Origin of the sequence: Undibacterium sp. 5I2, from assembly GCF_035019605.1 — a bacterium.
GTDB lineage: Bacteria > Pseudomonadota > Gammaproteobacteria > Burkholderiales > Burkholderiaceae_D > Undibacterium.
In genome coordinates this window covers 35,801-50,259 of the sequence record NZ_JASJVS010000030.1, presented here as the reverse complement: position 1 = coordinate 50,259, position 14,459 = coordinate 35,801, and the positions used below count along the sequence as shown (strand labels likewise).

At 54.2% G+C, this 14,459-nt stretch carries 9 protein-coding genes; 6 read left to right on the top strand and 3 right to left on the bottom strand.

What is annotated here, in order from left to right; translation table 11 throughout:
- The first annotated feature begins 371 nt into the window (after positions 1-371).
- Positions 372-3,305, top strand: coding sequence for a TonB-dependent receptor domain-containing protein (locus tag QN359_RS11985; protein WP_322250216.1), 2,934 nt, complete (start codon positions 372-374; stop codon positions 3,303-3,305).
- Between the two features lie 330 nt (positions 3,306-3,635).
- On the opposite strand, the gene guaD is transcribed toward QN359_RS11985, so the two are convergent.
- Genes guaD through xdhA form a run of 3 tightly spaced genes read right to left on the bottom strand, consistent with a single transcriptional unit; the run spans position 3,636 to position 8,734 of the window.
- On the bottom strand, positions 3,636-4,931 hold the full coding sequence (guaD, locus tag QN359_RS11980) for a guanine deaminase (RefSeq protein WP_322250215.1): 1,296 nt from the start codon (positions 4,929-4,931) through the stop codon (positions 3,636-3,638).
- 3 nt (positions 4,932-4,934) lie between these two features.
- Positions 4,935-7,274, bottom strand: a complete 2,340-nt coding sequence (gene xdhB, locus QN359_RS11975) for a xanthine dehydrogenase molybdopterin binding subunit (protein WP_322250214.1) — start codon at positions 7,272-7,274, stop codon at positions 4,935-4,937.
- The gene (gene xdhA / locus QN359_RS11970) at positions 7,271-8,734 is read right to left on the bottom strand and encodes a xanthine dehydrogenase small subunit (protein WP_322250213.1); all 1,464 of its coding nucleotides are present in this window, start codon (positions 8,732-8,734) and stop codon (positions 7,271-7,273) included. Before xdhA ends, xdhB begins: the two co-directional genes overlap by 4 nt.
- A 488-nt stretch (positions 8,735-9,222) precedes the next feature.
- Between xdhA and QN359_RS11965 the strand changes: the two genes are divergently transcribed.
- The 5 genes from QN359_RS11965 to QN359_RS11945 all read left to right on the top strand — a co-directional run bounded on the left by QN359_RS11965 (position 9,223) and on the right by QN359_RS11945 (position 14,411).
- Complete coding sequence (locus tag QN359_RS11965; RefSeq protein WP_322251048.1) at positions 9,223-10,947, top strand: methyl-accepting chemotaxis protein; 1,725 nt, start codon at positions 9,223-9,225, stop codon at positions 10,945-10,947.
- Between the two features lie 141 nt (positions 10,948-11,088).
- Entirely contained in the window at positions 11,089-11,373 is a 285-nt protein-coding gene (locus QN359_RS11960) for an energy transducer TonB (RefSeq protein ID WP_416200229.1), read from the top strand.
- A 256-nt stretch (positions 11,374-11,629) separates the two neighbouring features.
- Entirely contained in the window at positions 11,630-13,150 is a 1,521-nt protein-coding gene (locus QN359_RS11955; RefSeq protein WP_322250211.1) for an AlkA N-terminal domain-containing protein, read from the top strand.
- Positions 13,147-13,689, top strand: coding sequence for a methylated-DNA--[protein]-cysteine S-methyltransferase (locus QN359_RS11950; protein WP_322250210.1), 543 nt, complete (start codon positions 13,147-13,149; stop codon positions 13,687-13,689). Before QN359_RS11955 ends, QN359_RS11950 begins: the two co-directional genes overlap by 4 nt.
- A 161-nt stretch (positions 13,690-13,850) precedes the next feature.
- Positions 13,851-14,411: a phasin family protein gene (locus QN359_RS11945; protein WP_322250209.1), complete on the top strand. Its 561-nt coding sequence runs from the start codon at positions 13,851-13,853 to the stop codon at positions 14,409-14,411.
- The last annotated feature ends 48 nt before the right edge of the window (positions 14,412-14,459 follow it).

Sequence of the window (14,459 nt, the reverse complement as noted above, 5' to 3'; positions counted from 1 at the left end):
CCGTATTTGCACCAAATAGTTACGAAAACCACAGTTTGCACCGCGAAGTATGAATAAATTGACTAAATTATAAGTCTTAATTTTTCATGTGTGGTTTTTTTGCGCCACCGCAATAAAGTCGCAGTTGACATGCTCTTACGCAAAATGGTTCCATGGAACATAAATATTTTTTCATAATTACTTTACACAGTTTTACAAAATTTACGTGAAGCGGGGTTTTGGCCTTGAATTGACGCAATAGGTAGTGCGAAGGCCTTTTTTGAATCAGTGTTTGTGGACAGCATGCATTTTGTAGGTCAGCGATAAGTTGGTTGAACAATTAATGTAATGAAAATAATTTCCTTGGAGGAGTTTCCGTGATGGTAGAAAAAATGATATCGCGATCCGTACGCCTGATGTTCGTAGGTGGCGTCGCAGTCGGAGCACTGGCACAGCCAGTCATGGCGCAAGAAGAAGCTGCGTCAAGTACACAACGTATTGAAATTACCGGTTCGTCGATCAAACGTATCGCTAAAGAAGGCGCATTGCCAGTTCAAACACTGACAGCGGAAGACATCAAAAAATCGGGCGCGACTTCGGTCACCGAGTTGATGCAAAATCTGCCGGCCATGCAAGGTTTCGTACCAGCTGCCAGCTCGATCAACACCGGTGGTGGTGGTGGCACGACGGCAGCACTGCACTCGATGCAATCGAAATACACCTTGGTCTTGTTGGATGGCCAACGTATGGCCCCTGCATTGCAAGGTAATACGGCCGGCGGCGGTTTCTCGGTCAATCTGGAAAGTATTCCACTTGACGCGATCGAACGCGTCGAAATTCTGACTGATGGCGCTTCGGCGACTTATGGCTCCGACGCGATTGCCGGCGTGGTCAATTTCATCACCAAGAAAAACAAAACCGACGGCAATGCCTTCTTCAACTACAACGTGCCACAGCACCCGGGCGGCCGCAGCTACAGCGCCGGTCTGAGCAAAGGCTGGGGTGATCTGGACACCGACGGCTTCAACGTCTTGGCTTCGTACAGCCACGATTATGAAGGCAGCATCCGTGCCAGTCAGCGTGATTTCTCCAAAGCTGGCGGCATCATCAATTTCAATTCCAATGGTCAAGCCTATCGCTACCTTGGTACCAGCAGTAACAATGAACCGGGCAATCTGTTCATTCCTACCGTACCAAAAGGTGCAGCACAGACCAAGGGAACACAAACGGTGTATACCGTCAGCCCTTACTATACGAAGAATGGTAACTGCGGCAATCCTTACTCGAACTTCCTGACAACACCAGCCGGCCCAGGCGCTGCTGCCGGTGGCTATTGCAACTTCAACTTCGCTTCTTTCGTTGAAGACAATCCATCGACAGTCCGCGACAGCGGCTTGTTGAAAGGCACTTTGAAGATCAATGACGACACCACAGCGTGGGCCGAATTGATCATGTCGACCGTCGATGTGAAAGCACAGTTTGCGCCACCATCGCAGCCTTTGGCGATCGGCCCTGGCAAGTACACTAACCTGTACAACAATTATGTCTTGCCTTTCTTGGCAGCCAACAACCTCGATTTGTACAACCCATCGGGTTCCAAATCGCCAGTCAAAATGGGTTATCGCCCGATCGCCACAGGCGGCCGTGCTGATGATTACAACACCAATGCGCAGCATTTCGCCATGGGTATTGACGGCTTGGTTTCCGGTTGGAATTACAAAGCCAGCTTGACTCTGTCACGCAGCACGGTGAAAGATTATTCGGCCGGCGGCTTCCTCGATGCTGAAAAATTCAATGCCTTGGTCGGTGCCGGCTCAGTTGACCCACTCGGTGGTTCTTCAGGCTCCGCCTTGCAACCGGCATTGTTGAACGGTACTTTGTTCTCGACCACGGTGTCGGACATGAATACTGCCCACGTTGGCGCTCAGCATGATTGGTTTGATTTGCCAGGCGGTACATCGATCATCTCCATGGGTGCCGATTATTCGACTCAGCACTATTCGACCAACTACAGCGATCTGCTGTTGTACGGTAATGGTTTGCAAGGTTCGGAAAACTTGACTAACTTCCCATTGGGTGGCAGCTACGGTGCCGCACCATTCGACGCAAAACGCAATAACTATGGCGTTTATGGCGAATTGTTGCTGCCAATCACAAAGACTCTGGAAGCCACCATTTCCGGTCGTTATGACAGCTTTGGTCGTACCCATAGTGAACAAGTCTATTCGTCAACGGTAGATCCAGTTTCTGGCGTACAACCTAAATTGGCCGCTGCTGATCTTGGCAATACTTTCAGCGCCGCAACGTACAAGTTGAGCTTCCGTTGGACACCGCAAGAAACTTTGCTGTTCCGTGGTGCTTACGGTACAGGCTTTAAAGCACCAGCGATCTCTGATCTGGCCGGTGCCGTTTCTTACGGTGGCAGCTCGAACAGCTTCCCATGCCCATTGCCAGGTTCGCCAAATTGCTTGCCAGGTAGCTCGCAGTATGACTTGCTGACAGGTGGTAATGGTTTGTCTGGTGATGGCGGTTTGAAACCGGAAAAATCGACACAATGGACCTTAGGTTTCCGTGTTGACCCGCTCAAAGGCTTGTCACTCGGTCTCGATCTGTGGAATGTCACAATCAAAAACCAAGTCTTGTCGAGTGGTATTGCGCAGCAAGTAGCGTTCTCCAACCCGGCCGTGTATAAAAACCTGTTCGTCGATGGTTATGTTGATGCAGTATCCGGCGCGACAATCGCCTTGCAGCAATTCCCATTGAATGGTGGTGTTGCTCATTACCAAGGTATTGACTGGGATACCAGCTATCGCACTGCTACACCTATCGGTAATCTGAGCACCAGCTTCACTGGTACTTACATGATGAAGCAAGACTACACGCTCTCACCAGGTGGTACAGTCAACAGCGATCTGGGTCAGTTCGGTGCGGATCAAGCCGTAGTGTTCCGTATTCAGATGCATCTGGGTGCGTCCCTGCAAACTGGCAAGTTCACCAATGCTTTGTCGGCTAACTACAAATCCGGTTACAGAGATGTAGCTTATACAGCCGACAGCGGTGTGTATTTGGTCAAGGCTGACGGTTCACTCGGTGCGACTACCGCGTTTGCTGGTTTGAAAGTTCCATCGTATACAACCTTCGATTGGCAAGGTAAGTACGATTACAGCAAAACTATCAGCGTCACAGCCGGTATCCGCAATCTGTTTGATCGTGCCCCACCATTGTCCTTGCAACCATCGGTTGTCGGTAATGCTGCCGGTTACGATCCACGTTATGCTGATGTATACGGTCGTGCCCTGTATGTTCGCGGTAACTACAAGTTCTAAATCTGTGTTGATCTGACAGCGGCAGCGATGCCCTTGTTCTGTCAAGAAAAAGCCCCCGATAGCAATATCGGGGGCTTTTTTCATATAACGTCGTTCCTGCGAGTGTTTGGCAGGAATCCAGCGGCGTTCGTGGTTAACTGAAAATGCCAGAAATTGTGGCATTTTCAGTGTGAAAAACGACACTAGGTTCCCGCCAAAAGCATGCGGGAATGACGAGGCTGTGGCATGCGGGAATGACGAGGTATGCGGTGTTTCAGATGTAAAAAAGCGTTCATCAGGCTTTTGCGACAGCCTCTTAACGACGAGGATTATGAGCGGCAGCCTTGCCGATTAGCGTTGATGCACAAGCTGCCCAGCCGCATACGTGGCCGCGATACAGCGGTCATCGCCCAACATGGCCAGCACAAACAAACATTCTTCCAATGAGTCGCAGTGACTGCTGCGGCGTGCCAACAAGGCCGTGGCGGCCGGGTCGAGCACGATGAAGTCGGCTTCGCAGCCGGCGGCGAAACTGCCGATTTGGCCCTCGAGTTGCAAGGCGCGCGCGGCACCCAAGGTGGCGCTGTAGAACATCGTCAGGGCCGGCAAATAATGGCCGCCCATGCGTGCGACTTTGTAGCTTTCGTTCATTACCTGCAACATCGAAAACGTGGTGCCGCCGCCGACATCACTGCCATACGACAGGGCGATGCCGGCCGCATCGGCAGCAGCGAAATCGAACAAGCCGCTGCCGAGAAATAAATTCGAGCTTGCACACAGGGAAATAGCCGAGCCGGTCTCGGCCAGTCGCCTCCGGTCGGTATCGTCGAGCCAAACGCAATGGGCATACATGGCGCGCTCGCGCATCAAACCGACCTGGTCGTAAATATCGAGATAGCTGCGCGCCTGCGGGAACAGCGCACGTGCCCAATCGCATTCATCGCGGTTTTCTGCCACATGGGTTTGAATATAGGTAGTCGGGTATTGTTGCGCCAGTTCACCGGCCAAATGTAATTGCTGCGCGCTCGACGTCGGCGCAAAGCGCGGTGAAATCGCATACAGTGCGCGGCCACGACCATGCCATTTGTTGATCAATTGTTCGCTCTCGCGGGCGCTGCTCTCGGGCGTATCGCGTAAAAATTCCGGGCAATTGCGGTCCATCATGACTTTGCCGGCGATCATGCGCAAGTTACGCCGTTCACTCTCGCCGAATAAGGATTCGACCGATTGCGGATGCACGCTGCAGTACACCATGGCGCTGGTGGTTCCGCTGCGCAGCAATTCATCGATGAAAAATTTCGCCACCTCGTCGGCATGGGTCGCGTCGCTGAAGCGCCGTTCGTTGGGGAAAGTATATTTTTCCAACCACGGTAGCAAGCCCGGCGCGGGCGAGGCGATCATGTCGGTTTGCGGGTAATGAATGTGGGTATCGATGAAGCCGGGCAGTAAAATTTTGCCGGGAAAGTGTTGCACTACCAAGTCAGGCGGCAGCAGCGCTTGCAAGGCGTGGTAATCGCCGGCGGCGCTGATTTTGTCGCCATCAAGCAGCAGCAAACCATCACGATGCCAGTGCATGGCCTGTTCTTGTAGGCGCGGATCAGCATGAAAATACAACAGGCTGGCACGAAAGGCGGCGGTAATTGGCATAAATTAGGGCTTCTCTGTAGGGAGCGCGCTGATCGCGCGCAAAATGGCTTCGCTGGTAGCCGGTGCGGCCAAGGCCGGGGCGTGGCGATGTCCGGCCAAGCTGGAGATGGCGTCGCGGATGGCGAAAAAGACCGAGAATGGTAACAGCAAGGGCGGTTCGCCGACCGCTTTTGAGCGGTGTATGCTGTCAAACGGATTGCTGTTATTAAACAGCGCCACCCGAAAATCTTCCGGGCAATCGGAAATCGCTGGTATTTTATAGGTCGACGGCGCATGTGTCATCAGCTTACCAGCCGCGTTCCAGACCAACTCTTCGGTGGTCAACCAACCCATGCCTTGAATGAACGCCCCTTCCACTTGGCCGATGTCGAGTGCCGGATTGAGTGATTGACCGGCATCGTATAAGGCATCGACGCGCAACAGTTTCCATTCCCCAGTCAGGGTATCGACCTGTACTTCCGACACCGCCGCACCATACGCATAATAGGCAAACGGGTTGCCATTCATGGTTTTGCCATTCCAGTGCAATTGCGGTGTGGCATAGAAGCCATCGGACCATAGTTGAACTCGGGCCAGATACGCTTTCTGCACTAATTCAGCAAATCCCATCAGCGTGCCATTGACGGCGACCGTACCGGCCTCGAAACGCACGGCAGTGGCGCTGCCGCCCCAGGTAGCGGCGGCAAATTCGGCCAAGCGCAGACGAATCCGCCGCGCCGCGTCTTGTGCTGCCTTGCCGTTGAGATCGGCACCGGTGGAGGCGGCGGTGGCCGAAGTGTTAGCGATCTTGGCGGTGTCGCTGGCGCTGATGCGCAAGGCTGCCAAGGGCACGCCGAGTTCGTGTGCCACCACTTGCAAAACCTTGGTGTGCAAGCCTTGGCCCATCTCGGTGCCACCATGATTGACCAAGATCGAGCCGTCGAGATACACATGTACCAGGGCGCCGGCTTGGTTGAGATGGGTAACGTTGAAGGCAATGCCGAATTTATGTGGCGTCAGCGCCAAGCCTTTTTTCAGTATCGGACTGCGCGCATTGAATTCGGCAATCGCCACGCGACGTGCGCGGTAAGCGCTGCTTTCTTCCAGTTCGGCGACCAATTCGTGGATCACATTGTCGACGACTGTTTGGCCGTAATGGGTGACATTGCGGCCCTCGGCAGCGTTGCGTCCGTAAAAATTACGTTTTCTGACATCGAGCGGATCGAGCCCTAAGGCACGCGCAATTTCATCGATCACATGTTCGATCAACAGTGCGCCTTGCGGGCCGCCGAAACCGCGAAAGGCGGTATTGGATTGCGTATTGGTTTTGGCACAGAAGGCACGGATGTCGACATCGGAGAGAAAATAGGTATTATCGACATGGCAAATCGCGCGCGTCGCCACCGGGCCCGACAGATCCGCCGAATAGCCGGCACGGGCAATCAGTTCTAAGCGGGCACCGAGCAAGAGCCCGCTATCGTCGTAGCCGACTTCGTAAGCGTAATGGAAATCATGGCGTTTGCCGGTAACTTGCATATCGTCATCGCGATCGGCGCGCAACTTGACCGGACGTTGCAGCCGCCAAGCGCATAAGGCGGCGGCGGCGGCCCACAAGGACGATTGTGATTCTTTCCCGCCGAAGGCGCCGCCCATGCGCCGGCATTCGACTTGCACGCTGTGCGTCGGTAATGCCAGGGCGTGCGCGATGATGTGTTGCATCTCACTGGGATGTTGGGTCGAGCACAGTACCCGCAGCGCCCCATCTTCCTGTGGCAGCGCATAGGCGATCTGGCCTTCGAGATAAAACTGCTCTTGTCCGCCGACTTGCCATTGCCCAGACAAGCTATGCGCTGCCGTGGCCAGCGCAGCGGCGGCATCGCCGCGCGCCAGTGCCAATGGCGGCAGCACATACGACTGCGCGGCATGGGCGGCACGGGCATCTAGCACGGCCGGCAACAGTTCATAATCGACCTGCGCCAAACGCGCGGCGCGGCGTGCCTGCTCGTGGCTATTGGCGACGACAATAAACATTGCTTGGCCGACATATTCGACCACGTCTTCGGCCAAGATAGGCTCATCCTGAATGATGGGGCCGCATTGATTCGTGCCGGGAAAATCGGCCGCGCACAATACCGCCAGCACCCCAGGCGCGGCGCGCACGGCGCTCAGATCGAGCGCGCGCAGACGTGCGTGCGCCACCGTCGACAAGCCTAAGGCGGCGTGCAGCGTGCCATGTAGTTCGGCAATATCGTCGGTATAGGTGGCGCTACCGCTCACATGTAGCCGCGCCGATTCATGCTGATGGGAGTGGCCGACCACGGGGGTGGCAGCGGCATGAGTCGCCTCATGGGCAGTATTCGTCATGGCAACTCCGCTGCAAAAGCATTGACTTCATGTGCCGGCAGAGGCGCCTGCGGCCGAGTTTCCAACCACCAACGCCGTAATAAATTGCCGGCCGCTTGCATGCGGTAGTCTGCACTGGCACGCAAATCCGAGAGCGGCGCATAATCCTGCGCCAATGCCTTCATGGCCGCGCACAAGTTCGTTTCGTCCCAGGCTTGCCCTTGCAATTGCGCTTCGGCGTGGGTAGCGCGCTTTGGAGTCGCGGCCATGCCGCCACAGGCGATGCGTACTTGCGACAACTGCTCGCCCTCGAGGTGAGCAGAAAAAGCGGCACAGAGTGCTGAAATATCTTGATCAAAGCGCTTGGCCAATTTATACACGCGAAAAATTTGCCCGGGCTGTGGCAGTGGAATGCGCAGGGCGGCGACGATTTCATCGGCTTGCAAGTCTTTCTGTTGATAGCCGAGATAAAAATCTTCCAGCGCCAGTTCGCGCTCGCCGCGCACACTGCGCAGTACGATGCGGCTGCCGAGTGCGATCAACCAAGGCATGGAATCACCGATGGGCGAGCCGTTGGCGACATTGCCGCCCAGCGTGCCGACATGGCGTATCGGCAGCGAGGCAAAGCGTTGCCAGAGCTCGGTCAATTGCGGATAGTAGGCACTTACTTCCCGATATGCATCGTCCAGGTTGACACCGGCACCGATACACAGTAGGCCATCGACCTGGCTGACCTGGCATAGCTCGTTGACCTGGCCGAGGTAAATCACACTGCCGAGATCACGAAATTGCTTGTTGACCCACAAGCCGATATCAGTGCCGCCAGCCAACAGCGTCGCCTGCGGATGGGCCTCGCGCAAGGTCAACAACTGCGCCAAACTACGTGGCGCGTGAAACGCTTGGCCGGCATGCTGGTAACTGAATGGCTGGCCGTCATCGAGCGCCGTCAAGGCGAGCTTGAGCGCTTGGCGGTCAAAATCGACGCGCGGCAAAGTCGTCATTTTTTGTGCTGCGGCAATAATCGGGCGATAGCCGGTGCAACGACACAGATTTCCCGACAAAGCGATGTCAATCTGACGTCGCGGCAGCGGCAGTGCCGGGTTTTGTAAATACAAATCCCATAAAGACATGGCAAACCCCGGCGTACAAAAACCGCATTGTGACGCGTGGCACTCCACCAGTGCTTGTTGAACTGGATGTAAACACTGCTTTTCTGTTAAATCTTCGATGGTAAAAATCGCTTTCCCGGCCAAGGTAGGCATGAATTGCAGGCAAGCATTAACCGATTGCATCCTGACTTCACCCTCGTGTAAATCGGCAATCACCACCGTACACGCGCCGCAATCGCCTTCGGCGCAGCCTTCTTTGGTGCCGGTGCAATGTAAATCCTCGCGCAAGTGCTGCAACAGGGTGCGGGTAAGCGGCATCTGATCGACAGAGTGAACTTGATGCTGAAAATAATAGCGAAGCGGGGCAGACATGCGGACTCCGTAGCGAAAACTGTTGTGAAATGACACTTTTTTGCGCGCGTCAGTAGATACACGCAAGAGTAGCATCGAGGATAGGCCCTGCCATATCAAAATAATGATGGCGTATATCAAATGGCAAATAGTCAGCACCGGAGCGGAGAAATCGCCGGCCTTACCGAAGAATATTCAGAACTTGCTTTCTTTCACAATGCAAAATTAATTCGCACCATATTGATGCATCACAGATTACTTAATAAAAGCCCATCTAAACTGAAGTTTCTGACAACAGCGCGCATTTACTGATAAAAAGAGGCAAAAAAACAAATTGCTGACAAGCAAAAGTACAGTATATTTACTCCTTGTAAGATGTAAATAATTTTACATACGCCGGTGTATTTTTATGCACAGCGCCGCACAGAGTTGGGCCCGATCAGCGCATCGAGCCGAAGCTGTTTCCCCCCACATCTACCGAACCAGACAAGTAAATGAATTTTTCAACTATGACCGTGAGTAAACGTCTGGGGCTGGGTTTTGCCCTGGTATTGGCATTGCTGGTTGCCGTCACCGTTGTTGGTATATCGCGCATGGCGCAGATACAGGGACGACTGGAAAGTATCGTCAATGTCAGCAATGTCGAAAGCCGTTTGGCTTTGGATATGCGTGCCATCGTCTATGACCGCTTGGTTTCGCTGCGCAATTTGACGCTGCTCAACGATGCGGCTGACATGGAAAAGGATTTGGCGAAAATCGCCGAACAATCGAAGAAATACGAGCTAGCCAATGAAAAACTGCTCAAACTGAGCGAACTCAATGGCGCGCCCGATGCCGATAAAAAAGCTTTGCTGACTAAGTTGAAAGAGCGTGAAACGGCCGCCGCCGCCTTGCCGGCCAAAGCACAGGAACTCGGTTTGGGAAATAATCCTGAAGTGGCGACGATAGGCTTGATCAAAAAAGTTCGCCCGATACAGCAAAGTTGGCTCGATACCCTCGATGAACTGGTGAAGCTCGAAGATCAAGTCAATCAGCAAGTCGCCGACGAAGCTAATTCTGCCTTTAAAGCCGCGACCAGTCTTATGCTCATCCTCGGTGCTTTGGCTTTGCTTGGCGGCATCAGTGCAGCCTTGTTCATCAGTCGCAGTTTGTTGCGTCAATTGGGCGGTGAGCCCGATTATGCGGCGCGGATCGCCGGTCAAATTGCCGCCGGTGAACTCGCCAGCGATATCGCCGTCGTCTCCGGTGATGAGGCCAGTTTGATTTTTGAAATGAAAAGCATGCGCGACAGCTTGGTTAACATCGTCACCCAGGTTCGTTCCGGCACCGATACCATCGCCACCGCCTCGAGCGAAATTGCCAGCGGTAACTTGGATCTCTCTGCGCGTACCGAACAGCAAGCCAGCTCGCTGGAAAAAACCACCTCATCGATGCGCGAGTTGACCAGCACCGTCAAACAGAATGCTGACAATGCGCGTCAAGCCAACCAATTGGCCGCCTCCGCTTCCGAAGTGGCGCGCCAAGGTGGCGTGGTGGTCGCGCAAGTGGTCGATACCATGGGTTCGATCAATGAATCCTCGCGCAAAATCGTCGACATTATCAGCGTGATCGACGGCATTGCTTTCCAGACCAATATTCTGGCTTTGAACGCGGCGGTCGAAGCGGCCCGAGCCGGTGAGCAAGGTCGTGGCTTTGCCGTCGTGGCGGCAGAAGTGCGCAATTTGGCACAGCGCAGTGCCGCAGCCGCCAAGGAAATTAAAAACCTGATCGACACCTCGGTGGAAAAAGTCGAAATCGGCACAAAACTGGTCGGGCAGGCCGGCGTCACGATCGACCAAGTGGTCACGAGCGTCAGACAGGTCACCGATATCATGGCCGAGATTACCGCCGCGAGTCAGGAACAAAGCGCAGGAATAGAACAAGTCAATCACGCCATCATAGAAATGGATAGCGTCACGCAACAGAATGCCGCCTTGGTTGAACAAGCGGCCGCCGCGGCGCAGAGCTTGCAAGATCAGGCGGCAGAATTGGCCAAGGTAGTGAGCGTATTCAAACTCGGTGGCCATGCGCCGGCCGCTGTGCAGCGGCCAGCCGCGCTGCCAGCGCGACGCGTCGAAGCCTCGGCCCGAGTCGCCCCGCTTAACAAGAAACGTGTGACGCCGATGAAATCTTTGCCGCCAGCACGTTCGGCAGCGAAAAAAGCGGCGGCCGACGATGGCTGGGAAGAATTTTAAGCTGGCACTGCAGATAGCAGTAGGTATTACCAGCAACGCCTGACGGGCACTTTATATTTATCAGAAACGAAAACGATCATGACTACCTCTCCGCTCTCTACCTTGCTTTGTACTTTGTTGTTGACCGTTGCCGCTTCCGCCATGGCGGCCGACAGCGCACCGCTGATGGATAGTAAATCCTGCGATGCGCCGAAATATCCGAAAGCTGCCTTGATGAATGAAGAAACCGGCACCGTCTCCATGGGTTTTTTGGTCGGCGCGGATGGCAAGGTGATGGAATCGAAAGTGGAAAAATCGAGCGGTTCGAAAAGCCTGGACAAAGCTGCCTTGGGTGCGCTGAGCCAGTGTAAATTCAAACCCGGTACCAAAGATGGCAAAGCCGATCAGAGCTGGGCCAAAGTTGACTTCGTTTGGAAACTCGAATAAGCCCTCATCAAAAACCTGACTAGGGTTTTCAGTCGGTATCATTACTCTAACGGCAGACATGTCACTCCCCCATGCTCTCGCCTCGTCATTCTTGCGTAGTTGTCCGCGTCGTCTGCTCGAACCCACCGCAGCCAGTCTGCGGTTTTTTTTAGTGGCGTCCGAAAATGGCTGGAAGCAGAGGGCCGGGCCGCGTATAAAGGAAGCTATACAGCGCCGTCGGCGCCTTCCGACTATGCACACCGGAGCAGGTCTTACTATGCCATTGTCCCTTACGCCAAGCCAGGCAGCACCGGCCATCGACGGCGAGCATTGCTACCGCGCATTGGAGGCCAGAGACAGCCGTTTTGATGGTGTCTTCTTTACCGGTGTCAAAACCACCGGTATTTACTGTCGGCCGATTTGTCCGGCAAAAACCCCGCGTGCAAGCTCCTGTACCTTCTTTCGCTACGCCGCCGCTGCCGAGGCGGCCGGCTTTCGCCCCTGTCTGCGCTGTCGCCCTGAGTTGGCACCGTATGCGCTGCAACAAAATCTGGCTCATGCAATTTGGAAACGGATCGCCGATGGCGCATTGAACGACATCAGTGTCGAAGTCTTGGCGCAGCAAGTCGGGCTGTCGTCGCGACAGATGCGAAGGGTGGTGCTGCAGGAATTCGGTGTCACGCCGGTGGAGTTGGCGCAAACTCAACGCTTGTTGTTTGCTAAAAAATTACTGCACGAGACGTCATTAAGCTTGACCGAACTCGCCTATGCGGCCGGTTTCGGCAGCGTGCGACGTTTCAATGCCCTGTTTTTACAACGCTATGGCATGGCACCCGGGGCCATGCGTCGCAGCAGCAGCGCGCCCGGCGGTGGCATTTGCCTGCGCTTGGCGTATCGTCCACCCTATGCGTGGGACGCCTTGATGCAATATTTGCGCGGCCGCGCCATGCACGGACTCGAAGCGGTGATCGTCGATGGCAAGGGGCTGGCGTATGTGCGCAGCGTGCGTATCGGTGCCTACAGCGGCTGGTTGAAAGTCAGCCATAGTGAAAAAAGTCATCAGTTATGCGTCGAACTGGCGCCGACTCTGGTGCCGGTGGTATTGAGCGTATTGGCCAGAATACGCGAGCAATTTGATTTGGAAGCCAATCCCGACAGCATAGAACAACAGTTGCAGAAAGACAGCATGCTCGCGCTCCAATTGGCTGCCACGCCAGGCTTGCGTGTGCCGGGGACCTTTGATTGTTTCGAGCTGGCACTGCGGGCCGTGCTCGGTCAGCAGGTCAGTGTGGCCGGTGCCAGTACCGTAGCCGGTCGTTTGGTCGGGCGTTTCGGCGATGTGGTGCGGACGCCATTTGCCGAAGTGAACAGGCATTTCCCGACGCCGCAACAATTGCTTGCCGCCTCCATTTCCGACTTGGCCGGTCTCGGCATGCCTGGTGCTCGTGCGGCGACGCTGCAAGTGGTGGCGCAGTTTGCTTTAGAGAACGGTTTTGAGCGGCCAGGCTCGCAAGATGAATGGATCGCGAAGATGAAAGCTTTGCGTGGCATCGGTGAGTGGACGGCCCAATACGTTGCCATGCGTGCCATGCGTTTTCCCGATGCCTTTCCTGCCGGTGATCTCGGCTTGCAAAAAGCTGCGGCGCAGCTCGCTCCCGCGCCGAGTCCGCGTTGTAGTGAAAAACAATTACTGGCGCGCTCAGCCGACTGGTCACCGTGGCGCTCGTATGCGGCTCTGCTGCTGTGGCAATCGCTGAGCGCGGATGCTGCGTCAGCTCACAAGAAGGAAAACTTATGAACATGCTCACTTACGCCAGTCCGCTGGGCCCGCTATTGATTGCCGCCAGCACACAGGGCATCAGCGGTGTCTACTTTGAATCACATCGGCATTTCAAAGGCAGCGCCGCTTGGCACTCTGCGCCAGAGCATCCCTTGTTGTTGGCTGCGGAATTGCAATTACAGCAATATTTTGCTGGCATCCGCGTCGCCTTTGATTTACCCCTCGATATCAGTGGCGGCACGGCATTCCAACAAACGGTCTGGCGTGCGCTGCAAACCATCCCAGCCGGAGTAACCCGCAGCTACAGCGAGTTGGCGCAAAGCATAGGCAAGCCCGGCGCGGTGCGTGCCGTCGGTTCGGCCAATGCTCGTAATCCACTCTCCATCCTGATTCCTTGCCACCGCGTGATCGCCGCCAGCGGCGCACTGAGTGGCTATGCCGGCGGGCTGCAGAATAAACAGGATTTACTTGCCTTTGAGGCAAAAAAACATCAGTTTTCAACACCGTTTTACCGGCCTGAAAACATGATATCGGCCGCAAACCCGCATCAGGCTTAGTGCTAAAATAATAAATGATATCATTTAGTTCATTTTGTTGCGTCGCACAAAAAAAGCTTGACGTTTTTTACGGCTGGTGTAAAATCGGGTTTGTTGCGGTGCACCATTCGAAAATTTGTTGATAGCGCTGCCGATTACCCTACTTCCAAACGGAGAATGTTATGACTACTACACCAGAACAATTTATCGCCTCGACTAAAGCTAGCCTAGAAGCCCAATTCGCTTCCGTGACAGCCTTGAACAAAAAAGCTTTCGAAGGCTTCGAACAATTGTTTTCCTTGAATGTTAACGCTGCCAAAGCGAGCTTCGAAGAAAGCACTGCTGCTGCAAAACAATTGTTGAGCGCGAAAGACCCACAAGAATTCTTCACTTTGACAGCTGCTCAAGCTCAACCAAGCGCTGAAAAAGCCTTGGCATATGGTCGTCACTTGGCCAGTATCACTAATGCTACTCAGCAAGAATTCACGAAAGCGGTTGAAGCCCATATCGCTGAAACAAACACTAAAGTCATCTCCTTGATCGACGAAGTCACTAAAAATGCTCCTGCCGGTTCGGAACAAGCTGTTGTTGCACTGAAATCTGTTGTTGGCAATATTAACGCCGGCTACGAACAATTGTCGAAAACAACGAAACAAGCTGTGCAAACTTTGGAAGAAAACCTGAGCAAAGCAACTCAGCAATTCACCCAAGCTGCTGAAAAAGCCACAGGCAAAAAGAAATAAATTGATTTACAGCGTGTTCTTCAAGCGCTGATAGAAAGGCTCCTGTTA